Source organism: Sphingopyxis sp. 22461 (assembly GCF_052044915.1).
GTDB lineage: Bacteria > Pseudomonadota > Alphaproteobacteria > Sphingomonadales > Sphingomonadaceae > Sphingopyxis.
Genome location: NZ_JBQENY010000002.1, coordinates 42,656 through 64,229, shown reverse-complemented (window position 1 = coordinate 64,229; position 21,574 = coordinate 42,656). Strand labels below are relative to the sequence as shown.

22 protein-coding genes are annotated in these 21,574 nt (G+C 65.2%); 5 read left to right on the top strand and 17 right to left on the bottom strand.

Going from position 1 to position 21,574, the window contains the following annotated elements; genetic code table 11:
- Positions 1–104 precede the first annotated feature (104 nt).
- The 5 genes from rodA to ACTJI5_RS02775 are packed head-to-tail and all read right to left on the bottom strand — an operon-like array spanning position 105 to position 5,630.
- A complete protein-coding gene (gene rodA / locus ACTJI5_RS02795) occupies positions 105–1,211 on the bottom strand; it encodes a rod shape-determining protein RodA (protein ID WP_440859329.1) in 1,107 nt (368 codons plus the stop codon).
- On the bottom strand, positions 1,208–3,112 hold the full coding sequence (gene mrdA / locus ACTJI5_RS02790) for a penicillin-binding protein 2 (RefSeq protein WP_440859328.1): 1,905 nt from the start codon (positions 3,110–3,112) through the stop codon (positions 1,208–1,210). Before mrdA ends, rodA begins: the two co-directional genes overlap by 4 nt.
- 18 nt (positions 3,113–3,130) lie before the next feature.
- Positions 3,131–3,652 (bottom strand): rod shape-determining protein MreD, encoded by a 522-nt coding sequence (locus tag ACTJI5_RS02785; protein WP_440859327.1) that lies wholly within the window; start codon positions 3,650–3,652, stop codon positions 3,131–3,133.
- The gene (gene mreC / locus ACTJI5_RS02780; RefSeq protein ID WP_440859326.1) at positions 3,649–4,566 is read right to left on the bottom strand and encodes a rod shape-determining protein MreC; all 918 of its coding nucleotides are present in this window, start codon (positions 4,564–4,566) and stop codon (positions 3,649–3,651) included. The genes ACTJI5_RS02785 and mreC overlap by 4 nt, the downstream gene beginning before the upstream one ends.
- 17 nt (positions 4,567–4,583) lie before the next feature.
- Entirely contained in the window at positions 4,584–5,630 is a 1,047-nt protein-coding gene (locus ACTJI5_RS02775; RefSeq protein ID WP_440859325.1) for a rod shape-determining protein, read from the bottom strand.
- Between the two features lie 192 nt (positions 5,631–5,822).
- Between ACTJI5_RS02775 and mutL the strand changes: the two genes are divergently transcribed.
- Positions 5,823–7,646, top strand: coding sequence for a DNA mismatch repair endonuclease MutL (gene mutL, locus ACTJI5_RS02770; protein WP_440859324.1), 1,824 nt, complete (start codon positions 5,823–5,825; stop codon positions 7,644–7,646).
- 1 nt (position 7,647) lies between these two features.
- Positions 7,648–8,178, top strand: a complete 531-nt coding sequence (locus ACTJI5_RS02765; protein ID WP_440859323.1) for a hypothetical protein — start codon at positions 7,648–7,650, stop codon at positions 8,176–8,178.
- On the opposite strand, the gene ACTJI5_RS02760 is transcribed toward ACTJI5_RS02765, so the two are convergent.
- The 3 genes from ACTJI5_RS02760 to ACTJI5_RS02750 form a co-directional block, all read right to left on the bottom strand.
- Positions 8,179–9,375, bottom strand: coding sequence for a nucleotide pyrophosphatase/phosphodiesterase family protein (locus ACTJI5_RS02760; protein WP_440859322.1), 1,197 nt, complete (start codon positions 9,373–9,375; stop codon positions 8,179–8,181).
- A 42-nt stretch (positions 9,376–9,417) separates the two neighbouring features.
- Positions 9,418–10,986: an alkaline phosphatase D family protein gene (locus ACTJI5_RS02755; RefSeq protein ID WP_440859321.1), complete on the bottom strand. Its 1,569-nt coding sequence runs from the start codon at positions 10,984–10,986 to the stop codon at positions 9,418–9,420.
- 78 nt (positions 10,987–11,064) lie between these two features.
- The gene (locus tag ACTJI5_RS02750) at positions 11,065–11,802 is read right to left on the bottom strand and encodes a glutaredoxin family protein (RefSeq protein ID WP_310254123.1); all 738 of its coding nucleotides are present in this window, start codon (positions 11,800–11,802) and stop codon (positions 11,065–11,067) included.
- A 41-nt stretch (positions 11,803–11,843) separates the two neighbouring features.
- On the opposite strand from ACTJI5_RS02750, the gene ACTJI5_RS02745 reads away from it, so the two are divergent.
- Both ACTJI5_RS02745 and ACTJI5_RS02740 read left to right on the top strand, forming a co-directional pair.
- The gene (locus tag ACTJI5_RS02745) at positions 11,844–12,245 is read left to right on the top strand and encodes a MerR family DNA-binding protein (protein ID WP_440859320.1); all 402 of its coding nucleotides are present in this window, start codon (positions 11,844–11,846) and stop codon (positions 12,243–12,245) included.
- A 616-nt stretch (positions 12,246–12,861) separates the two neighbouring features.
- On the top strand, positions 12,862–13,101 hold the full coding sequence (locus ACTJI5_RS02740) for a hypothetical protein (protein WP_440859319.1): 240 nt from the start codon (positions 12,862–12,864) through the stop codon (positions 13,099–13,101).
- A gap of 12 nt (positions 13,102–13,113) precedes the next feature.
- Here ACTJI5_RS02740 and ychF read toward each other — a convergent pair whose 3' ends face one another.
- On the bottom strand, positions 13,114–14,211 hold the full coding sequence (ychF, locus tag ACTJI5_RS02735; protein ID WP_440859318.1) for a redox-regulated ATPase YchF: 1,098 nt from the start codon (positions 14,209–14,211) through the stop codon (positions 13,114–13,116).
- Between the two features lie 130 nt (positions 14,212–14,341).
- Here ychF and ACTJI5_RS02730 point away from each other — a divergent pair, with 130 nt between their 5' ends.
- Positions 14,342–14,992 (top strand): CAP domain-containing protein, encoded by a 651-nt coding sequence (locus ACTJI5_RS02730; protein ID WP_310254117.1) that lies wholly within the window; start codon positions 14,342–14,344, stop codon positions 14,990–14,992.
- A 47-nt stretch (positions 14,993–15,039) separates the two neighbouring features.
- Here the strand turns inward: ACTJI5_RS02730 and ACTJI5_RS02725 are convergent, their stop codons facing one another.
- The 8 genes from ACTJI5_RS02725 to ACTJI5_RS02690 all read right to left on the bottom strand — a co-directional run bounded on the left by ACTJI5_RS02725 (position 15,040) and on the right by ACTJI5_RS02690 (position 21,388).
- Entirely contained in the window at positions 15,040–16,908 is a 1,869-nt protein-coding gene (locus ACTJI5_RS02725; RefSeq protein ID WP_440859317.1) for a PhoX family protein, read from the bottom strand.
- 115 nt (positions 16,909–17,023) lie between these two features.
- Complete coding sequence (locus tag ACTJI5_RS02720; protein WP_058538271.1) at positions 17,024–17,467, bottom strand: GNAT family acetyltransferase; 444 nt, start codon at positions 17,465–17,467, stop codon at positions 17,024–17,026.
- Positions 17,464–18,033 (bottom strand): aminoacyl-tRNA hydrolase, encoded by a 570-nt coding sequence (gene pth, locus ACTJI5_RS02715; protein WP_440859316.1) that lies wholly within the window; start codon positions 18,031–18,033, stop codon positions 17,464–17,466. The genes ACTJI5_RS02720 and pth overlap by 4 nt, the downstream gene beginning before the upstream one ends.
- A 57-nt stretch (positions 18,034–18,090) precedes the next feature.
- Positions 18,091–18,732 carry a 50S ribosomal protein L25/general stress protein Ctc gene (locus tag ACTJI5_RS02710; protein ID WP_058538273.1) on the bottom strand — a complete coding sequence of 214 codons (642 nt, stop codon included), beginning with the start codon at positions 18,730–18,732 and terminating at the stop codon, positions 18,091–18,093.
- A 110-nt stretch (positions 18,733–18,842) separates the two neighbouring features.
- Positions 18,843–19,742 (bottom strand): TraB/GumN family protein, encoded by a 900-nt coding sequence (locus tag ACTJI5_RS02705; RefSeq protein ID WP_440859315.1) that lies wholly within the window; start codon positions 19,740–19,742, stop codon positions 18,843–18,845.
- A complete protein-coding gene (locus ACTJI5_RS02700; protein WP_440859314.1) occupies positions 19,739–20,680 on the bottom strand; it encodes a TraB/GumN family protein in 942 nt (313 codons plus the stop codon). The genes ACTJI5_RS02705 and ACTJI5_RS02700 overlap by 4 nt, the downstream gene beginning before the upstream one ends.
- 65 nt (positions 20,681–20,745) lie before the next feature.
- Positions 20,746–21,183 carry a hypothetical protein gene (locus ACTJI5_RS02695; RefSeq protein ID WP_058799855.1) on the bottom strand — a complete coding sequence of 146 codons (438 nt, stop codon included), beginning with the start codon at positions 21,181–21,183 and terminating at the stop codon, positions 20,746–20,748.
- The gene (locus tag ACTJI5_RS02690) at positions 21,176–21,388 is read right to left on the bottom strand and encodes a helix-turn-helix transcriptional regulator (protein ID WP_058538277.1); all 213 of its coding nucleotides are present in this window, start codon (positions 21,386–21,388) and stop codon (positions 21,176–21,178) included. Before ACTJI5_RS02690 ends, ACTJI5_RS02695 begins: the two co-directional genes overlap by 8 nt.
- Positions 21,389–21,574 lie beyond the last annotated feature (186 nt).

Below are 21,574 nucleotides of genomic sequence, written 5' to 3'. Positions count from 1 at the left end.
CCTTGCTGCGAAGAGTTGTGCTCTTTGCTGCGAAGCGAGCGGCCCGCTATCATGGCTCTGGGGGGATGGCAATGCCCCCGATCATTTTTTGCCGAAGTTTTTTCTCAATGAAAGCGGCGCGTGCCCGTTTTGCTGTCGTTTTCGATCGCAAGCATGATGCCGACGCACGTCATGATCGTCAGCATCGACGAGCCGCCATAGGAAAAGAGCGGCAGCGGGATGCCGACGACGGGCGCGAGGCCCATCACCATCATCAGGTTGATCGCGATGTAGAAAAAGATCGTCATCGTGAGACCCGCGGCGGTGAGCTGTCCGAAACGCGTCCGCGCCTTCAGCGCGACGCGCGTCGACCAGCGCAGCAGCAGGAAGAAACCGAAGAGCAGCGCGAGCCCGCCGATCAGGCCCCATTCCTCGGCCATCGTCGCGAAGATGAAGTCGGTGTGACCCTCGGGCAGATAGTCGAGATGGCTTTGCGACCCGTTGAGGAAACCCTTGCCGCCGATGCCGCCCGACCCGATCGCGATCTTCGACTGGCTGATATGATAGCCGGCGCCAAGCGGATCGCTTTCGGGGTCGAGGAAGATCAGCACGCGCTTTTGCTGATAATCGTGGAGGAAAGAGAAGAGGACCGGCAGCGCGGCGAGCCCCGCCACCGCGGTGCTGCCAAACCACCAGAAGGGCAGGCCGGCGACGAACATCACCACGACCCCGCCGATGCAGATCGCGAGCGCGGTGCCGAGATCGGGCTGCAGCATGACGAGCGCCGCAGGTAGGCCGATCATCACCAGCGCGGGCCACAGCGCGGTGAAGGTCCGCGTATTGCCGGGAGGAAGCTGCGCGTAGAAACGCGCGAGCGCGATGACGATCGCGACCTTCATCAACTCCGACGGCTGGAGGTTCATAAAGCCGAGATTGAGCCATCGCTGGCTGCCCCCGCCGACGAAGCCGAGCAGTTCAACCGCGATCAGCAGGATCAGGATGCCGATATAGGCGATATAGGCGAAGTCCTCGAAGATACGGATCGGGAAGCGCCCGATCACCAGCGCTGCACTGAGGAAGACGAGGAAGCGCACGCCCTGGTTGAGCGCCCATGGCGACCAGTTCCCGCCCGCCGCCGAATAGAGGACGAGCAGGCCGAAACCGGTGATGCCCGCGAGGATGGCGATCAGTTTCCACGGGATGCGCTGGATGGCGGGTGGCACGGGGATCATTGCGCGAGTTCCGGATCGGGCTTTGATGCACCCGCCTTCCACGCCGCATAATCGCGGTCCATGCGTTCCTTGATCGTGCCGCCCCAGCCGGCCTCGAAAGTTTCGAGTGCTTCCATCGCCTTTTCGCGGTCGAAGAGGAAGGTCATGAAATCCTTGGCCACCGGCGCCGCCGCGCGCGATCCGCCCATGCCATGTTCGATCACGACCGCTGTCGCATAGCGCGGGTTCACGACCGGCGCGAAGCCGACGAACAGGCCGTGGTCGCGGAATTTCCACGTCCCGCTCTTTCCGTTGCCGGTGCCGAGCCCGCGCACCTGCGCGGTGCCCGTCTTGCCCGCCATCGTGATGCCGTCGAGCGGCAGGCGGCTGCGCACTGCGGTGCCGGCGCCGTTGACGACGAGGTCCATGCCGTGGCGCGCGACGGCGAGCGCTTCGGGCGAGAAGGGCAGGGGCTCATTCTTGAATTCGCGATTGATCAGGCGCGGGTAAAGCCGGCGTCCCGAGGCGATCCGCGCGGCCATCACCGCGAGCTGGAGCGGGTTGGCGAGCACATAGCCTTGTCCGATGACGGCGTTGAGCGAGTCCGAGGCCGACCACTCCTGGTCGTACTTCTTCATCTTCCACGCGCTGTCGGGGATGGTGCCAAAGCGCTGGTTGCTGCCCGCGAGCTGATATTCCTCGCCGAGCCCGAGCAGCCGCGCGGTAGGGGCCATCGCGTCATAGCCGAGCCGGTGCGCGAGCCAGTAGAAATAGCTGTTGCAGCTCTTCATGATCGCCGAGGGCATGTCGAGGCTGCCGTGCGTGCCGAGGCAGCGGAAAAAGCGGCTGCCCAGGCGATAGCCGCCGACGCAGGTGTGGCGCTCGCTGGGATCGACGCCATGTTCGACCGCGGCGATCGCGGCCATCGGCTTCAGCGTCGATCCGGGCGGGTAAAGGCCGCGCGTCGCCTTGTTGATCAGCGGCTGGTGATCGTCGGCGCGCAGCCAGGCATATTCGCTGCTGCTGATCCCGTCCGAAAAGCTGTTGGGATCGAAGCTCGGCATCGACACGAAGGAGAGGATGTCGCCGTTCTGGCAGTCGATGACGACCGCGGCGCCCGACTCGCGCCCCATGCGCCGCGCGACGAATTCCTGCAGGTCGGCGTCGATCGTCAGATGGACGGTCTTGCCCTGCACGTCGGGCTGGGTCGAGAGATCGCGGACGACCTTGCCGCGCGCGGTCACCTCGACGCGCCGCGCCCCCGGTTGGCCCTTCAGCATGTCCTGGAAATATTTCTCCAGCCCGTCCTTGCCGATCTTGTACCCCGGCGTGATGTACAGCGGATCCTTGGCCTTCTGATATTCCTCGGCGTTCGGGGCGCCGACATAGCCGATCAGATGGCCGACCGCGGCGCCGGTCGGATAGTTGCGGGCAAAGCCGCGCTGCGGCGCGATGCCGGGCAGTTCGGGTAGGCGGACGAGGATCGAGCTATACTCGGCCTCGGTCATGTCTTCCTTGATCGCGACGGGCTGGAACCCCGAGGCTGCCTTCAGGTCGCGATTGATGCGTTCCATCGTGTCGCCATCGAGGCGCAGCAGGGTCTGGAGCTGTCCCAGCACCAGCTCCTTGTTGTGCAGGCGATCGGGAATGATGTCGATGCGCAGGGATACGCGGTTGTTCGCGAGCGCCTTGCCGCCGCGGTCGACGATCCAGCCACGCCGCGGCGGCACGAGCGTCAGGTTGACGCGGTTGCTTTCCGATTCAAGGACATAGCGGTCGTTGTCGACCACCGAAATATAGGCCATCCGCGCGGCGAGCGCGACGCCGACCGCCGCCTGTGCGCCGCCGACGACCAGCGCGCGGCGGGTGAAGGTAATGCCCCTCCAGGCTTCGGTAATCGGCGGACTCTTCTTCTTCGGCATTAGGGGGTTGGAACCAGTCTATCGGCGCTTCAGGCGGAAATTGTCAAACTTGCCGGTCAGGCGCATGAACAGCGGGACGAGCAGCGCCGAGATGATGATCTGCGGCACCACGAGGCCGAGCACGCGGCCCGTCGCGGCCTGCGGGTGGGTGATCAGCGCGGCGAGCGACTGGATGATCGCGACCGACGCCGCGGCAATCGCCCAGTCGTGAAAGAAGCCGCGCCAATAGATGCGCTGCGACGAATAGGCGATTGCGATGCTGGCGACTGTCCACAGTCCCATCGCGGTGCCGATCGGCGCGCCGCTGAACAGATCGTCCCACAGGCCGAGCGGCAGCCCGATCCACACCGGCCACATTTCCGCGCGCAGCAACTGCCAGCACAGGAAGAAGAGCAGCCCGAGCGGCGGCAGCACCGGCGAGTTGGCGATCAGTGGCAGCATCAGCGGCAGCGCCGAGGCGAACATCACGCTCGCGATCGGGACGAAGCGCATCCGCCACAGCGATGCCGGTTCGCCGAGGCGCGGACCCTTCTGCTTCATGGCGCTTTGGTGGCGGCCGGGGCGGCGGCAGAAGGCGTCGCGGGGCCGGGCAGGCCCTGCGCCTCGATATTGTCGGGGGTGTAGGGGCGCAGCACCGACACCGCATCGACCTTGCCCGGATCGGCGAGCGGGCGCGCGAGCGCGCCGTCATCCTGACGTCGCACGACGATCGCGACGGGGATATTGGGCGGATAAAGACCGCCGGTGCCCGAGGTGACGAGGATATCGCCCGGCTTGAACGGGTTGTTCGCGATATTGAGCGTGCGGACGTCGAGGTCGCCGTTGCCGCGGCCGCTGGCGAGCGCGGGCAGGCCGTCGCGCGCGCGGCGCACGGGGACGATATTGTCGACGTCGGTGAGCAGCAGCACCTGCGATACCGATGGCCCGGCGCCGAGGACGCGGCCGATCAGGCCGTCGGCGCCGCGCACCGGCTGACCCGCGGCAACGCCGAGGTTGCGCCCGATGCTGAGCAGCGCGATGCGCTTGCTGCTCGTCGAGGTCGAGGTGAGCAGATAGCCGTTGGCGAGCGCGGTCTTGTCGGTTTCCTGCAGCTTCAGAAGCGCCTTCAATTGACGGTTTTCTTCTTGCAGCGAGCTGGTCGCGACGAGCTCGCGCCGCGTGTCGGCGAGTTCCTTGCGCAGCCGGCGGTTCTGCGTGCCCGCGCTGACATAGGCGCCGACCGTGTCGTCGATGCCTGAAATCGACCCGATCACCGACCGCGATGCGCGCGCGACGGGCGCGGCAATTTCCTGGCTCGCCACCCGCAATTGGGCGAAGCCGATGGGATCAACGACCGACAGGATCGCCAGCAACAGGCCCGCCACTGCCCCTGTCACCGCAATGACATAGGCAACGAACAGGCTGTACTGAGCCTTTCGGGATTGTCCCGGACGTCGATGTGCCGGGCGGACCATGCTTCAGCTGTACCCGATCAGGCCTGCTGCAACACGCCGCGGAAAGCGGGGTCTTCCATCGCGCGGCCAGTGCCGATCGCGACGCAGGTCAGCGGGTCGTCGGCGACCGTGACCGGCAGGCCGGTCGCGTCCTTGAGCAGCTCGTCGAGCTCGGCGATCAGCGCGCCGCCGCCAGTGAGCACGATGCCCTGATCGACGATGTCGGCGGCGAGTTCGGGCGCGGTGTTTTCCAGCGCGATGCGGACGCCCTCGACGATCGTGCCGATCGGTTCGGACAGCGCCTCGGCGATCTGCGCCTGATTGATCGAGATTTCCTTGGGCACGCCGTTGACGAGGTCGCGGCCCTTGATGTGGATCGTGAGGCCAATGCCGTCGGCGGGAATGCGCGCGATGCCGAAATCTTTCTTGATCCGCTCGGCGGTCGCTTCGCCGATCAGCAGATTATGGTGTCGGCGGACGTAGGAGACGATCGCTTCGTCCATCTTGTCGCCGCCGGCGCGGACCGACGTGGTATAGGCGAGGCCGCGGAGCGAGAGCACGGCGACTTCAGTCGTGCCGCCGCCGATGTCGACGACCATCGATCCGATCGGCTCGGTGACGGGCATGTCGGCGCCGATCGCGGCGGCCATCGGTTCCTCGATCAGCCACACTTCGCTCGCACCCGCGTTCGACGCGGCGTCGCGGATCGCGCGGCGTTCGACGCTGGTCGAGCCCGAGGGGACGCAGATCACGATTTCGGGGCTGCGGAACGCGTTGGGCTTGCCGCCGTGAACCTTGGTGATGAAGTGCTTGATCATCTGTTCGGCGACGTCGATGTCGGCGATGACGCCGTCACGCAGCGGACGGATCGCTTCGATGCTGTCGGGGGTCTTGCCCATCATCAGCTTGGCGTCGTCGCCGACCGCCTTCACGCGCTTGATCCCGTTCAGCGTCTCGACCGCGACGACCGAAGGCTCGTTCAGCACGATTCCCTTGCCACGCACATAGACAACCGTGTTCGCGGTGCCGAGGTCGATAGCCATGTCTTGGGAATTGAATTTGAACCAGCGAGAAAAGAAGGACATCGATACTGCTTCCTGTCATCGAAGCCGCGTCCCTGATGGACACGCCCCTACCATGATTTACCCGCGCGCCCGGCCGGCGACAGCTACAATCAGGGGGAGATTCCGGCTCTTCCTTTTGGGGTGGCTGGACAAAATGATCAGGGCTGTGCGGATGGGTCGCGATTTGCGTTCGACTGCGCTAGGAGAGCGGCCATGTCAATACGTCGCCTGCCGGAAAAGCTAGTAAATCGGATCGCAGCCGGTGAAGTGGTCGAAAGACCTGCCGCCGCGCTCAAGGAACTGGTTGAAAATGCCATCGACGCCGGTTCGACTCGCATTTCGGTGCGAATCGCCGAGGGCGGGATTTCGCGGCTGGAGGTCGAGGACGACGGCTGCGGCATGACCCCCGCCGACATGGCGCTCGCGCTCGAACGCCATGCGACGTCGAAGCTGCCCGACGATGCGATCGAGGACGTCACGACGCTGGGTTTCCGCGGCGAGGCGCTGCCGTCGATCGCGAGCGTCGCGCGGCTGACGCTCGAAAGCCGCGTGGCGGGCGGCGACGGCTGGAAATGCGTCGTCGACAATGGGGCGGTGGTGGCTGAAGGCCCGGCGGCGCTGGGCAAGGGCACGCGCGTGATGGTCGAGGATCTGTTCGCGCGCGTTCCCGCGCGGCGCAAGTTCCTGCGCAGCGGCCGCAGCGAATATGCGGCGTGCCTCGACGTCGTGAAACGGCTCGCGATGGCGCGCCCCGACATCGGCTTTACCGTCGAGCATGACGGGCGCCGCGTGCTCGACGTGCAGGGCGGGCAGGACCAGCTGACGCGCGTCGCGGCGCTCACGCAGCGCGATCTCGCCGCGAACAGCATCGGCGTCGATATCGATCGCGGCGAGGTGCATCTGGGCGGCGTGATCAGCCTGCCGACCTACAATCGCGGCATCGCCGATCATCAATATCTGTTCGTCAACGGGCGCCCGGTAAAGGACAGGCTGCTCGTCGGCGCGCTGCGCGGTGCCTATGCCGACCTGCTCGCACGCGATCGCCATCCGGTCGTCGCGCTGTTCCTCGACGTGCCGACGAGCGAGGTCGATGTGAACGTCCATCCGGCGAAGACCGAGGTGCGTTTTCGCGACCCGCAGCTCGTCCGCGGGATGATCGTCGGGGGCTTGCGACGTGCGCTCGACGAACATGGCTTCCGCAGCGTCCAGCGTCCGGCCGAGGCGGCGCTTGCAGCGTGGCAGCAGGAGCCCGTGGCGCCGCAGCCGCCCGCGCCGACCTTGTTCGCCGCGCATCTGCCCTATCCGCATGCGCCAGCGACGCATCTTTTCGGGGCGGAGGGCGATCTCGCGACGACGGCGTTGCTCCACGACCGCATCGTCGATTTCGCGCCGCCGCGCGATGCACTCCCGATGGGCCGCGCCGAACCCGCGACCGCGCCGGTGCCCGAGGCCGAGGCGCATCCGCTCGGCATCGCGCGCGGGCAGATCGCGAAAACCTATATCGTCGCCGAAGCCGAAGACGGCCTCGTCATCGTCGACCAACACGCCGCACACGAGCGTCTGGTGCTCGAGCAACTCCGCCGCGGCATGGGCGGGCAGGCGGTGCCGTCGCAGGGGCTTTTGCTCCCCGAAGTCGTTGAACTCGACGAACCCGCATGCGACCGGCTCGAGGCTGCCGCACCACAGCTTGCGGCGCTCGGCGTCGAACTCGAACGCTTCGGCCCCGCCGCGGTGATGGTGCGCGCGACCCCAGCGATGCTGGGGGCGATCAACTGCCAGAAGCTCGTCACCGACATCGCCGACGATCTCGCGGGCTATGATGCCGCGCTGGGTCTGAGCGAACGGCTCGAACTCGTCGCCGCGACGATGGCGTGCCATGGATCGGTGCGGGCAGGGCGCACGCTCAGCGTCGCCGAAATGAACGCGCTGCTCCGCACGATGGAGGTCACGCCGCACAGCGGACAGTGCAATCACGGGCGGCCGACGTGGGTCAAACTCGCGATGGACGATGTCGAGAAATTGTTCGGGAGGAAATAGGATGGGGTTCCGGATCATTGCCATGTCACTGGCGGCGATATTGCCAGCGACAGTGTTCGCGGCACCGACCGAGAAGCCAGCAACAGCCTGTCCCGCTGAGCCGGTATTGCCGCCCGAACTGGCAGACTGGTCGCGCAATGCGTCGAGCAAGACCATCTACGCCTATGGCGACGATCTCGGCGCCGACTGGTCGCCGCTCGGCGCAGCGCGGACGGCGTTGCCGCTGCACAAGTTTGAGAGCCTGCGCTATGGCATCGCGCCCGAACGCAAACCCGACGTCCACAAATTCGGCGGCATGATCCCGATCGAGGTGAAGAAGGCGGGGCGGCTGATCGTCGCGCTCGATGCGGGCGCATGGATCGATCTGGTGCGCGAGGGCGTGGTGGTGAAGTCGGTCACGCACGGCCACGGCCCCGCCTGTTCGGGCATTCGCAAGATGGTCGAATTCGACGTGACGCAGGGGCGCTACCAGCTCCAGATCGTCAATGCGCCGACCGCGTCGATCCACGCAATGGCGGTGCTGCGCGACTGATCAGCGCAGGCGCTTGGCGAGCTCGCCCGTCGCATCGCTCGCCAGCGGCGCAACGCCGATCAGCCGCATCAGCAGCGGATAGACTTCGATATTGTCGATGATGCCGACATCGCCTTTCAGGCCGGTGCCGCTCGCGACGAACAGCGCGAGCATCTCCGGGTCCTGATTGTCATAACCGTGTGCGCCGCCCTTGACGGGCCAGGTCGGCGTGCCCGCGATGATCGACCAGCCGGGCTCGGCGATGCAGATGATCGCGGCGACGCGCGGGTTCCGGCCATAGTGCAGCCGCTTCGGCAATTCCTCGCGGCGGTTGCAGACCATATGGTCGTGCGGTTTTAGCAGCGCCTCATATACGCGGTTATCGGTTCCCGCGGCGGGCTCGATCGCGGCGTAGGGGCCGGTCTCGACCGCGATGATGCTGGGAAGGTCGATCAGGTCGGCGAGCTGGATCACGCGGCTTTCGTCGATCGCGCGCATGCCGTGGTCGGCGACGACGATCATCCGCGCGGGCTGCCCCATTGCCGCCAGGCCCGAGACAAGCTCACCAATCCGCGCGTCTACCCCCGTGATGGCGGCATTCACCTCGGCGCTGTCGGGGCCGAACCTATGCCCGGCGTCGTCTACCGCCTCGAAATAGAGCGTGACGAAGGCAGGGCGGATATCGGCGGGTCGGCGCATCCAATCGAGGATCGTGTTGACGCGCTGCGCATAGCCGACATGCGCGTCGTAGCGCAGCCAGTCGGGCGGCCGGTTTTCGTGGATTGCGACCTCGCTGCCCGGCCAGAACATCGTCGCGCTGCGTACCCCGGCCTTGCCCGCCGTGATCCATGCGGGTTCGGCCTCGTTCCACCAGAAGGGATCGAGCGACTGCTTCGGATCACCGAGGCTGAACCGCACATCGGGGCGGCGCGGGTCGATCATATTGTTGCCGACGATGCCATGATTGTCGGGGCGCTTGCCGGTAACGATCGCATAATGGTTGGGGAAGGTCTTGGTCGGGAAGGACGGGCGTAGTTTGCCGTGTGCGCCCTCCGCGGCGAGCCGCGACAGGTTCGGCGTGATGCCGCGACCCAGATAATCGGCGCGAAAGCCGTCGATCGAGATCAGGATCGTCACCGGCTTGCGCTCGCCTCCCTCCTGCGCGTGCACGGCGAAGGGAAGCAGGAGGGCGAGCAGCAGCGAGAAAAGGCGGTTCATGCGCGCTCCGCTATGGCGCGTATGTGACGGCTCGGCGACACGTCACGCCATCTTGATCCCGGCGACATCGCGCTCGACGACCCCCGTCGCGCGCTTCGACAGCGTGTTCACCGGCGTCGTCACCTTGTCGACCACCATGAAGTGCGTTTGCCACGCCTCGCGGTTCACGTCGCACACGAGATAGCCGCGCTGATCGTTCGCGAATTTAAGCTCGGGGTTCTGGCTCAGGAACATATCGGTGCCGTTGCGCCGATCGCTGCCATCGCCGCCCGACGAGATCGATGTCGCGACGAATTCGGAGCCGACCACCTTGTCCTTCGACACCAGATCGCCGCAGAAATTCTGATGCTCGTCGCCGGTCAGCACGACATTGTTCTTGAGCCCCGCCATGCGCGACAGGATGCGCTCGCGCGGCGCTTCATAGCCCGCCCAGCTGTCGAGGTTGACGATCTTCTTCGGCTCTTCGGCCTTCCGCCGCCGGTCGAGCGACATCATCGTAATCTGCTGTGCAAAGGCGTTCCACGTCGCACCGCCCTTCGCCAGATTGCGGCCGAGCCACTCCTCCTGCGCCTTGCCGAGCACCTGCTTATCCCGGGCGAAGACGTCGGGGCACGCGGGCTTGAAGCCGTCGTCACACGGCTGGTCGTCGCGATATTGGCGCGTGTCGAGCAATTGCATCGCCATCAGGTCGCCCCAGCGAAATTCGCGGTTCATCGCGACCATGCCGCCGCGCGGCAGCAGCGCCTTGCGCACCGGCATATGCTCGTACCACGCCTGCATCGCGGCCTGCTTCTTCAGCATGAAGACCTCGGGCGACGCCGCTTCGGGATCGTTGACGTCGAGGCCGAGTTTCCAGTTGTCGACGTCCGACACCCAGTCGTTGCGGATCTCGTGATCGTCGAAGCTCGACAGGAAGGCGTGGACCGATCGCGCCGCCTGCAGGTCGATGTCGCCGAGCTGCTGCGCATAGGCGTTGCGGAAATCATTGACGTCGACAAGTGCCCGGTGCGCATGCTTGCGCACCGGCCGCGTCGGCAGCCCGGTGTTGAACAGATACTCCTCGCTATATTCGTAGATGAAGTCGCCATAATGATAGACGAAGGCGAGGTCTTCGCGCGCGAGGTGACGATAGGCGCCGAAAAAGCCCGCCTCGAAATGCTGGCATCCCGCAACGCCGAATTTCAGCGCATCGGCCTTGGCACCCGGCGCGGGCAGGGTACGCGCGCGGCCGCGCAGGCTGCGCTCGCCGCCCGCCGTGAAGCGGTAATAATAAGGCCGGTCGGGTTGCAGCCCCGCCACCTCGACATGGACGCTATGCGCCAATTCGGGACGCGCGAGTTCGGTCTCCTTGGCGACCACATCGCGAAAACCGCTGTCGCTTGCGACCTCCCAGTCGACGGGGAAGTTCGCCAGCGGCATCCCGCCATGGCGTTCCATCGGTTCGGGGGCGAGGCGTGTCCAGATGACGAAGCCGTCGCTCGCCGGATCGCCTGCCGCAACGCCAAGGCTGAACGGGAACTCGCGGAAGATACCGCCCTCGGCGCGCAGGATCGCGGGGGCGGCAAGGCCGGCGAGCGTGGCTCCGGCGAGGAAATGGCGGCGGTTGAACATGGCTGGGCTCCCCGGGGGCGAATCGAAGTCCCTGATAGCCCAGCCATATGTTTCATCAATGACCGATGCGGGCGAAGATCAGAACCACATCCGTGCCATCCACAGCGCCATCGCGACCATCATCACATTCTCGGTCAGCGAGACGAAGCCCAAAGGCACCTTGCTACTGCCGCCGACACACGCGCATTTGATGTCGCGCTTGTCGATATAGACCGCCTTGAACACCGACACCGCGCCGATGCCGCCGATGAAGAGCGCAAGCGGGATCGACAGCCAGGGCAGCGCATGCGCGGTCATCAGAACACCGGCGAGCCCCTCGGCAAAAGGATAGATGCTCGCATAGGGCACCCAGCGCTTGGCGAGCAGGTCATAGTTCAGGAACATCGTCGCGAATTTGTCGACGTCCTGCAGCTTGAGCAATGCGAGGACGATCATGCTGAACGAGATGAACCATTCGGCGGCGCGCAGCGTGAAGGCATCGCCATAGACCGAGAAGCTGGTTGCGAGCGCCATCAGCGCGGTCATCGCGAACAGCGCGATCACGGGCGTGTAGCTGGTGGCGTCGGGATCGGCGACTTTCAGCCCGAAATGACGGCGCAGATCGTCGTGGCCGCCGATCCGCACGCCGTCGATGAAGGTCTGCGGCGTCGTCTTCACGCCATGCTCGGCCTTGAACGCGTCGGTTTCCTCGCGCGTCGTCAGCCAGCGGTCGTCGACCGTAAAGCCGCGGCTTTCGAGCAGATGTTTCGATTTGAGGCCATAGGGGCAGGTGTGCCCCGGCATGACCATGCGATGGAGGGTTGCTTGTTTTTTCATGCGCCCCATATAGCCTCCGTACTATGGTACGGAGTCAAGCGATGCAATTGACGATCGGGAAATTGGCGGCGGCGGGCGATGTCGGGGTCGAAACTGTCCGCTATTACCAGCGCCGCGGGCTGCTCGACACGCCCGCGCGAAGCGGCGGTGACGGCTGGGGAGGCGGGATCCGGCGTTATGATGAAAGCGACCTCAGGCGGCTGAAGTTCATTCGCGCGGCGCAGGCGGCCGGATTTACGCTGGAGGAGATCGGCGAATTGCTCGCGCTTGAGGCCGGCGACGACCGGGTGCGGGTGCGCACCCTCGCGCACCAGCGGATCGAGGCTCTCGATGAAAAGATCGAGCAGATGGCCGCAACGCGCGCCGCCCTCGCGCGCCTCGCCGAGCAATGCGCGGCGAGCGACAAGGGACCGTGCCCGATTTTGACAGCGTTTGAGCCTTAGCGCCGTCGGAGCCGTTCCGGAGACGGCGGCTTTCGACCGATTCCCGTCATTCCCGCGAAGGCGGGAATCCCGCTTCATTCTCGCCGCCGCCAAGCGGGATCCCCGCCTTCGCGGGGATGACGAAGAAGGGGAAACGCGACAGCTTACCACCCCAAAGCAGGCATCTGCCGCTCGAAAAAAAGCGCTGTCCTACACTATTCGGCTGTGTCAGCCTTCATCCCGGCTCTTTGAATTGGTGGATAAAGGCGGTCGCTACCCGAACAGTCTGGTGCAGCAAGGCGCGGCGTCAACACGCCGCGAGGGTTCAAATCGGCGTGCGCATAGGGCTGAACTTTCCTGAACTTTGGACCGTCATTCCTGAGTCTGTCGAAGGGGTCGCAATGACGAATGGGAGGAAGTGACCGTTTGCGGACTCCAACACTCTCGTCACCCCGGACTTGATCCGGGGTCCATGACGACGGCGCGGCTGTGGATCCCGGATCAAGTCCGGGATGACGAAAGTTGGGTAGCGAACTTCCGCTAACCGCCCGAAGACGACATTCCGCCGAAGGTCTGGTAGCCTGCCGTCGCGGGCTGTCGGCGCCCGTCGCGCGAAAATCGTGAGGGAGCGGGCGAGATGGTGGAGAATTTTGGAGCACTGGTCGGCTGGACACACCATGATGCGGGCGATCGCATAATGCTCCGGCTCGAAAGCGTACAGTCTTCGGAAGCGGTCAAGAAGCACGATCCCGATTTATTTCGGTTCCTTATGACCAAACAGCAAGCGGCGATCCTGGGCAATTATCTGGTGCGGGTTTCCGGGCAACCTCCATTGACCCCGAAAAAGCGGCGCTGGTTTCGGCGCTACTTCGGCTGACGGGCCTTCGGATCAGCTGTGCAAAAAGTGCATCACGTCGCCATCATGCACGACATAGGCCTTGCCTTCGGCGCGCAGCTTGCCCGCTTCGCGCGCCCGCGCTTCGCCGCCCAGCGCGACATAATCGTCATAGGCGATCGTTTCGGCGCGGATGAAGCCCTTCTGGAAATCGCTGTGGATTTCGCCCGCGGCCTCGGGAGCGGTCGCGCCGGTGTGGACGGTCCACGCGCGTGCTTCCTGCGGGCCGACGGTGAAGAAGGTGATCAGGTGGAGCAGTTCGTAACCGGCGCGGATGACGCGCGCGAGGCCGGTTTCGTGGAGGCCCATTTCTTCGAGGAACTCGAGCCGGTCGGCCATGTCCATCGTCACCAGCTCGCTTTCGATCGCGGCCGAAACGACGACCGCCTGCGCGCCTTCGGCGGCGGCCTTGGCGAAGACTTTTTCCGAGAAGGCGTTGCCGTTTGCGGCGCTGCCTTCGTCGACGTTGCAGACGTAAAGGACGGGCTTCGAGGTCAGGAGCTGCGCGGTGCGCAGGACGCGGGCTTCTTCTTCATCCTTGGGTTCGGTCAGCCGCGCGGGCTTGCCTTCGCGCAGCAGCTCAAGCGCCTGACCGAGCACCGATGCGGCGATCTTCGCTTCCTTGTCGCCTTGCGCGGCCTTCTTCGCGAAGGCGGGCACACGCTTTTCGAGGCTTTCGAGGTCGGACAGCAGTAGCTCGGTTTCGACCGTCTCGGCGTCGGCGACCGGATCGACCTTGTTCTCGACATGCTGGATGTCGTCATCCTCGAAACAGCGCAGGACATGGACGATCGCGTCGACTTCGCGGATGTTGCCGAGGAACTGGTTGCCGAGCCCTTCGCCCTTCGACGCGCCGCGCACAAGGCCGGCGATGTCGACGAAGGCGAGCTGGGTCGCGATGATCTTTTTGCTGCTCGCGATGGCGGCAAGCTTTTCGAGCCGCGCGTCGGGCACCGCGACGTTACCGATATTCGGCTCGATCGTGCAGAAAGGATAGTTCGCCGCCTGCGCCGCCGCTGTTTCGGTCAGCGCGTTGAACAGGGTGGACTTGCCGACGTTGGGCAGGCCGACGATCCCGCATTTGAAACCCATAAAAACTCCGTGAGGTTCGGCCTGCCGTGAATGAGGGGCCTGTGTTGCAGCGCCCCTAGCGCCAGATTGGCTCGGGCGCCAGTCTTTGCCGTTGCGCCCGGTTCAGACTTGCGCCTTTATCGCACCCGCCATGACGAAACCCCGCCTCCTCGCCGCCGCTATCCTTCTGACTCTCGGTGGGACCGCTGCCGTCGCCGCGCCGAACCGCTTCGAGGAAGGTGTCTTCACCGAACTCAACCGCTTCCGCAGCGATCCCGCCGGCTATGCCGAATATCTGCGCGACTATCGCCCGCGCTTCGAAGGCAAGCTGCTGGTCAGCGACGACGACAGCGAGATCGACATCATGACGCGCGAGGGCGTCGCCGCGGTCGACGAGGCGATCCGCGACCTTCGCCGCGAAAAGCCGCTGCCCGAACTGGAATGGAGCGATCCGCTGGCACGCGCGGCGGCCGACCATGTCGCGGTCCAGTCGCGCTCGGGCGCGGTGGGGCATTATACGCGGGGCAGCGGTCCCGGCGAACGGATGAGGGCGCGCGGCGGCGGGCCTTATGTGAACGAAGTCATCACCTATGGCCATCACACCCCCGAAGGCGTCGTCGACCAGCTGCTGATCGACGACGGTGTGCCCGACCGCGGCCATCGCCACAGCCTGCTGCGGGCGACGCACCGCTATGCCGGCATCGCATGCGGCCGGCATCCGGTGCACCGGACGATGTGCGTGACCTTGATGTCGCAGACGCGCGACGGCTCGCCCCCGCCGCCGCCCAAGCGCACACCCTGACGGGCCATCCGCTCCGCCCGGCGAAGGGGAGAGCGGACGGCGCGCGATCAGGCCCCGACCGGCTGGCTGTCGGTACGGCGCACGACGACGGTCGATGAGCGCGGCTGCTGCCCCGCGACTGGCCAGTTGCCCGTCGGGTGCTGGATGTTGACGAAGAAGGTCTTGAGGTCGGGCGTATAGGCCAACCCCGTGATCTCGGAGCCGAGCGGGCCGACGAGGAAGCGTTTCGACTGCTTCGTGACCTGGTCGACATAGAACATCGCATTGTGCCCGAACGCCTGGTCGATCGTCCGTCCCGCGACCCCCGAGTTACCGGGAACGCTATGGTCGGTCTGCACCCACATGCGACCCTGCGGGTCGATGCGGAGGCCGTCGGGGCTGGAGAAAGTGTCGCCGTTGATATTGCCGACGAGATTGCTGCCGCCCGCCGAAAGCGACGGATCGCCCGCGGTCAGGAAGATTTCCCAGCTGAACTTGGTCGCCAGCGGCGAATCGCCTTCTTCGCGGAACTTGATGATGTGTCCGTGCAGGTTGGTGACGCGCGGGTTGGCGGGGTCGACCACGCGGCGGCCGCTGTTGTTGGTCAGCGTGCAATAAATCGCCTTGTTGTCGGGCGCGACGGTCAGCCATTCGGGGCGATCCATCACGGTGCCGCCCGCGACGCGCGCCGCCGACGGGCAGTTGATCAGCACATCGGCCTGATTGTTGAAGTTGACCGTCGTCGGCGCCGGCGGGGTCGTGCTCTGGCTGACGTTGCCCGGGTCCTGCGCTCCGGCGGTCAGGCCGTTCTGGCCGACGACGAGTGCGCGCCATTCGCCCGTGCCATTGCCGTTGAAGCGCGCGACATAGAGCGTGCCATAGTCGAGCAGGTCGGTGTTCGCGGCGCGATTGGTGTTGCTCCAGGCCCGGTCTGGAACGAATTTGTAGATGCAGCCGGGAGTCGAATCATCGCCCATGTAAAAGGCGACGCGACGGTCACTGTTCGACATGAAGGCGACGTTTTCATGGCTGAAGCGGCCCATCGCGGTGCGCTTGGTCGGCTGCGCCAACTCGCGCAGCGGGTCGATCTCGACAACCCAGCCATAATCGCGCGCGGGCTGCGTGGGATCGAGATAATTGTCGGTCGTCTCTTCGCAGGTCAGGTAGGTGTCCCACGGGGTCCGGCCGCTCGAGCAGTTGTTGAGCATGCCCTTGATGGAGCCCGACAGCAGGCCGGCGGCGGGGCCGCCGGCGCGATAGCTGCTGTTGCCGGTGTAGCGGCGGTTATAGGTCGATCCCGGCTGCACGGCCCATTTGCCGTCGCTTCCCTTGGCGATTTCGACGACGCCGATACCGACCGCCGACAGGGCGAGCGCCTTTTGGTCGGCCGTCGCGGTGGCGGCGTTGTAGTTGCCTGCCATCAGGATGTTGAAGTCGGGATATTCGAAGTTCATCGCCAGGATGCCGCGGTTATTGGCATCGACGCCCGGAAAGGCGAAATATTCCATGCCGTCATGGTTGCCGCCCGCCCATTTCTCCGCGACCGCGGGGGTGGGGAAGCTGCCCGAATAGGCGGTGCCCGTTTCGACCGAATCGCCAGCCTTCAGCAGCACGTCGACGGTGTAGCCCGCGGGCACGGTGACCTTGTCATCCTGATTCGCGGCGACCGCGGCGAAACTGACGGCGTAGCTGACCGGCGGGGGCGTCGGTGTGGGGGTCGGTGTCGGGGTGGGCGTCGGCAGTACGACCGAGGGATCGCCGCTGGTGTCGTCGCACGCCGCGAGTGCCGGCAGGATCGACAGACCGAAGAGGCCGTTGCGGAGCAGCGTCCGGCGCGAGGGATTTTTGGCAACGATCGCCTCGAGGCTGTCGGGCCCCGGAAGCGTATCGGTGTCGCCGCGATAAGGCGCGCGGGCGTCGTCGGTAAGATGTGACATGCAGTCCCCCTGTTTTCGGTTGAGCCCCGGACTGGATCGTCCGGATGAGGTGGCGCACCGATTGCAGAGGGAGGTGTCAGCTAGATGGCTTCACCATGTCGGGAGCGTATGATTCCTATGACGCTTCAGTGACATCAGGAGCCGTCGGATCAGTCAGCCAGCGGGCGAAAACACGGACGTCCTGGGGTTCCCAGCCGAGATGCTCGTAAAGGCCCGCTACGGGGTTGCCATCGCGAAGCATCAACTCGACCTTGGGGCAGCCGCGAAGCCGGAGCCATTCGCACGCGGCGTCGAGCAATTGTCGCGCAAGGCCCTGTCCCTGATGGTCCGGCGCGACGCCCAGATAATAGATCCATCCGCGGTGTCCGTCGAAGCCGGTCATGGCGGTGGCGACGATCCGCGCGCCGCGTTCAGCCACAATGACCGTCGAAGCTTCATGGCCGAGCGCGCGCCCGAAATCGGCGTCCGGATCATTCCATGGGCGCGTCAGGCCGCACATTTGCCAGATCGCGACGACGGCATCGCGATCGGCCGCCGTTGCATCGCGCGTGGCGGTCATCCCTGCAGGCGCAGCGCGAGATCGCTCTGGAAGCGCACATCGTCGCCGCCCGCCAGCCATTTGGCCTCGGCGGCGATCGCGCCGAGCAGGTCGATCAGCGGCTCCATCTCGCTCTTGTGGTAATTGCCGAGGACATGGCCGGTGACGCGGTCCTTGTGTCCCGGATGGCCGATGCCGATGCGCACGCGGCGGAAATCCTCGCCGATATGCTGGATCATCGACCTTATGCCATTGTGGCCCGCCGCGCCGCCGCCTTGTTTCACTTTGACCTTCATTGGCGCGAGGTCGAGCTCATCGTAGAAGGCGGTGACATCCTGCGGGGTCAATTTATAGAAATCGAGCGCGGCGCGCACGCTGCGGCCGCTTTCGTTCATGAAGGTGCCGGGTTTGAGCAGCAGGATGCGCTGCGAACCGATGCGGCCTTCCTGGACCCAGCCCTGGAATTTCTTCGCGGGCGCCGGAAAGTCGTGGACATCGGCGATGACATCGGCGGCCATGAAGCCGACATTGTGGCGGTGCATCGCATATTGGGGCCCGGGATTTCCGAGGCCGACCCAGAGCTGCATGCTATTCGCCTTTCGTGGAAGGCCCCTCCCGCCGGGGGAGGGGCCGCCCGGATATGATTAGGCTTCTTCGCCGTCTTCGGCAGCAGCAGCTTCGCCGCTGTCGACGGTCGTGTCGCCTTCGCTCGACTTCATCGCCGAGGGGGCAACGATCGTGGCGATGGTGAAGTCGCGATCGGTGATCGCGCTTTCGGCGCCCTTGGGCAGGGTGACGTTGCTGATGTGGATCGAATCGCCAACGTCGAAACCGGTGACATCGATCGTGATCTCGTCGGGGATCTTGTCCGCGTCACAGGCGATTTCCAGCTCGTGACGGACGATGTTCAGCACGCCGCCGCGCTTCAGGCCCGGCGAGGCTTCTTCGTTCGTGAACACGACGGGAACCGCGACGGTGACCTTGGCGTCCTTCGAGATGCGGAGGAAATCGACATGGATCGGGCGATCCTTGACCGGGTGGAAAGCGACGTCCTTCGGCAGGGTGCGGATGGTCTTGCCACCCACGTCGACCATGACGACCGAGTTCATGAAGTGACCCGTCATCAGCTGCTTCATCAGCAGCTTTTCTTCGACGTGGATCATCAGGGGTTCTTCTTTGCCGCCATAGACAACGGCGGGGACGCGGCCATTACGACGCAGGTCACGCGAGGCTCCCTTGCCTCCGCGTTCGCGCGTCTCGGCCGTCAGCGTCAGCTGATCGCTCATATTATTTCTCCGAGAAACAGTTACACAGTTCCGCCACGCCTCCAGGGATGACCATGACGGAAGCCGGGGCGCTTAGCGGGGAAGCGGCGGAAATGCAAGCGCAACGGCGCCTATTGCACCCGCGTCACCTTCAGCCCGTCCGCTTCGAGCATCGCGGGCACGCCGTCGGCCCCGACAAGATGCCCCGCGCCAACCGCCATCAGCACCGTGCCAGGTTGTTCCAGCCGCTTTTGCACCCACGCGCTCCAGCGCCGGTTGCGGTCGGTGATGATCGCCTTGCGCGCCGCCGGTACGGCATCGACATCCTCGTTGATGACCTTTTCCAATGCTGCGACATCACCGCGGCCCCACGCCGCGGTCAGGGCGCCGACGTCTTTTGCCGCGTCGCCCGATTTTTGGGCGGAGCGAGTCAGGAGCGTGCGCTGCGTCTTCGGGTCGAGCGTTTCGAACAGCATCAGTTGCTCGCGTGCCGTCTCCAGCCCCCCGATCGGCTTTCGGGCGTCCTTGAACCGCTCGGTGAGGCGCGTTTCCACGCCGTCCGAGGAATCGAGTTCGGCATTCTGCGCCACGCGCTGGCCCATCAATACCATCACCGCCCAATCGTCGAGCGTGTCGCCGCCGAAATCGCCGCCGCTCGCCTCCAGGGCCCGGTAGCCGGCGAGTGCCTGCGGCGGCAGCCGTTTCTCCATCGCGAGCGGGGCGGTCCGGGGTGCGAGCGCCTGGAAAACGGCGCCCGCCTTCGCCAGTTCGGCGGGCGACAATTCCATCACCAGTTCGTCAGCCGTCCCGACCGCCTCGGCGACCTTGCCGCCTTTCCAGTCGGTGCCGCGCGGCAGGGCGTGCATCGCGCCCAGCATATAGATTTTTGTATCATCGTCGGCGACCAGCCACATCGCGGGCCGCGCCTGCCGTGCCGGCTCTGCGGTGCCGCAAGCGGCGAGCAGGCACGGCAAAAGGGCCGCCGCAAGGCGGCGACCCCAATGGTGCGAAGGGCGGACTGTTCCGCTCAATATTTGACCCGTTTGGCGACGAGGCCGCGTGCCTTCAGATAATCCTGGACGCTCTTATCGCCCGCGAGATGGCCCGCGCCGACCGCGACGAACACGGTGCCCGGCTGATCCATCCGTGCTTTCAGCTGATCGGCCCAGCGGGCGTTGCGATCCCACAGCAGCGTCGCGGCGAGTTCGGGCGTTTCGGCCAGGCTTTCGTTCATCGTCACGGCCAGCGCGTCGGGATCGCCCTTCGCCCACTGCGCGACCATCTTGTCGAGTTGCGGCCCCAGCTTGTCGAGATCCTTCACCACCGAATTCAGGAAGGCGATCTGCTGCGTTTCGGGCAGCGCATCGAAAAAGCCCAGCTGCTGGCTCAGCGTTTCAAGGCCCGCCACCGGCTTGCCGGATTTTTTGGCCGAGGCCGTTAACAGCTTTTCGACGCCCTGTTCGGGATCATAGCCGAGCTTGGTGAGCGGCAGGACCGACAGGGTGATCGCGGGAAACCAGGGTTCGAACATGTCGAACTGCGCCGGCGCGATGCCAAGGCCTGCCAGCGCGGCTTGATACGCCTTGAGCTGTTCGGGATCGAGGCGCGACGAAAGCGTCTTGCCGCTCTGGTCGATCGCCAGCGGCATCATTTCCTTCGCCATCGCCGCCTGGTCGTCGGGCATGACGATTTCGAGCATCAGCTCGTCCGATTTGTCGAACGCCGTCTTCACCGCCTCGTCGAACCAGCCGAGGCCGGGCTTCAGCACATGGACCGTGCCGAAGAGATAGATCGTCGTGTCCTTGTCCTTGACGACCCATAGCGCCGGATCGGCGTCGGTCGTCGTGGGGGACGTTGCGGGTGCCGCCGCCGCGGCCGGCTGGGCGGCATGGGCGGCCGGGAGCATCGCGGACGCCGAGAAGGCGGCGATCGCGCACGTGGTGGCAAGCTTCTTCAACCAGGTTTTCATCGGGAAATCACTTTCGTTACGGGCGCTTATGGCCGGATCGAACAGGGAAGGGGAGTGAAAAATACTCAACGGTATTTAAGCCACAGCCAGACGATCGCGTTGACCGCGAGTGCGCCAAGGAACAGCAGCATGACATCGGGCGCGGGGGCAAGGCTGGCACGGTGGAGCACCCACCACGTCGGTGCCGCGAGCGTCAGCGTATACCACGCCGCGGTGCCGGCCCACAGATACGCCCGCTCCTCGTGATCGTCGACCGAGCGATGATAGAGGATCAGCGAGATCGCCATGCCGACGACCCAAACGATCGACGAACCGATCGCGAAATTGGCCGGCAGCGCCGAATTGCTCAGCAGCGCCAGTCCGATCGTCGCGCCGTCGGTCTGGGTCATCTGCATCCAGGCGCCCAGGACGCCGCCGAACGCGCCGGCCAAGCCGAGTGCGGTCCAGTAACGTTTACGCCGCGGCGACATCGGACGCTTGGCAGGCTTGCTTGCATCACTCATCGTCGCCTCCTTCGAAACCATCATCAAAAATCTCCTCGATCGGCATGTCGAACAGCCGCGCAAGCTTGAAGGCGAGCGGCAGCGACGGGTCATATTTCCCCGTTTCGATCGCATTCACCGCCTGCCGCGAGACATCGAGCCGGTCGGCGAGTTCCGCCTGGCTCCAGTTCCGCATCGCGCGCAGCACTTTCAATTTATTGTTCATCGGCGCCTCGCCAGCATTTCCATCCGAAGGATCATGGCCTTCCCATAGCGCATCAAAATGTCGGGGAAGGGAAATTTTGTCCGGTCCTTCGGGATGGCCGGGATTGGGGGCGACAGGGTCGGTCGACATTCGCGGGGACAAGAGACTGGAGCGCCGTCACATGGAGGGCGCTCCAGCCCAGGTCGC

Excerpts from the sequence above, each read along its gene's own strand:
- ACTJI5_RS02785 (WP_440859327.1), bottom strand. The coding sequence starts at position 3,652 with ATGAAGCAGAAGGGTCCGCGCCTCGGCGAACCGGCATCGCTGTGGCGG.
- mrdA (WP_440859328.1), bottom strand. The coding sequence starts at position 3,112 with ATGCCGAAGAAGAAGAGTCCGCCGATTACCGAAGCCTGGAGGGGCATT.
- ACTJI5_RS02695 (WP_058799855.1), bottom strand. The coding sequence starts at position 21,183 with ATGAGTGATGCAAGCAAGCCTGCCAAGCGTCCGATGTCGCCGCGGCGT.
- ACTJI5_RS02765 (WP_440859323.1), top strand. The coding sequence starts at position 7,648 with ATGGGGTTCCGGATCATTGCCATGTCACTGGCGGCGATATTGCCAGCG.
- ACTJI5_RS02760 (WP_440859322.1), bottom strand. The coding sequence starts at position 9,375 with ATGAACCGCCTTTTCTCGCTGCTGCTCGCCCTCCTGCTTCCCTTCGCC.
- ychF (WP_440859318.1), bottom strand. The coding sequence starts at position 14,211 with ATGGGTTTCAAATGCGGGATCGTCGGCCTGCCCAACGTCGGCAAGTCC.
- ACTJI5_RS02700 (WP_440859314.1), bottom strand. The coding sequence starts at position 20,680 with ATGAAAACCTGGTTGAAGAAGCTTGCCACCACGTGCGCGATCGCCGCC.
- ACTJI5_RS02690 (WP_058538277.1), bottom strand. The coding sequence starts at position 21,388 with ATGAACAATAAATTGAAAGTGCTGCGCGCGATGCGGAACTGGAGCCAG.
- ACTJI5_RS02745 (WP_440859320.1), top strand. The coding sequence starts at position 11,844 with ATGCAATTGACGATCGGGAAATTGGCGGCGGCGGGCGATGTCGGGGTC.
- ACTJI5_RS02710 (WP_058538273.1), bottom strand. The coding sequence starts at position 18,732 with ATGAGCGATCAGCTGACGCTGACGGCCGAGACGCGCGAACGCGGAGGC.
- ACTJI5_RS02740 (WP_440859319.1), top strand. The coding sequence starts at position 12,862 with ATGGTGGAGAATTTTGGAGCACTGGTCGGCTGGACACACCATGATGCG.
- rodA (WP_440859329.1), bottom strand. The coding sequence starts at position 1,211 with ATGATCCCCGTGCCACCCGCCATCCAGCGCATCCCGTGGAAACTGATC.
- mreC (WP_440859326.1), bottom strand. The coding sequence starts at position 4,566 with ATGGTCCGCCCGGCACATCGACGTCCGGGACAATCCCGAAAGGCTCAG.
- ACTJI5_RS02720 (WP_058538271.1), bottom strand. The coding sequence starts at position 17,467 with ATGACCGCCACGCGCGATGCAACGGCGGCCGATCGCGATGCCGTCGTC.
- ACTJI5_RS02755 (WP_440859321.1), bottom strand. The coding sequence starts at position 10,986 with ATGTTCAACCGCCGCCATTTCCTCGCCGGAGCCACGCTCGCCGGCCTT.
- ACTJI5_RS02775 (WP_440859325.1), bottom strand. The coding sequence starts at position 5,630 with ATGTCCTTCTTTTCTCGCTGGTTCAAATTCAATTCCCAAGACATGGCT.
- mutL (WP_440859324.1), top strand. The coding sequence starts at position 5,823 with ATGTCAATACGTCGCCTGCCGGAAAAGCTAGTAAATCGGATCGCAGCC.
- ACTJI5_RS02750 (WP_310254123.1), bottom strand. The coding sequence starts at position 11,802 with ATGAAAAAACAAGCAACCCTCCATCGCATGGTCATGCCGGGGCACACC.
- ACTJI5_RS02730 (WP_310254117.1), top strand. The coding sequence starts at position 14,342 with ATGACGAAACCCCGCCTCCTCGCCGCCGCTATCCTTCTGACTCTCGGT.
- ACTJI5_RS02725 (WP_440859317.1), bottom strand. The coding sequence starts at position 16,908 with ATGTCACATCTTACCGACGACGCCCGCGCGCCTTATCGCGGCGACACC.
- pth (WP_440859316.1), bottom strand. The coding sequence starts at position 18,033 with ATGCAGCTCTGGGTCGGCCTCGGAAATCCCGGGCCCCAATATGCGATG.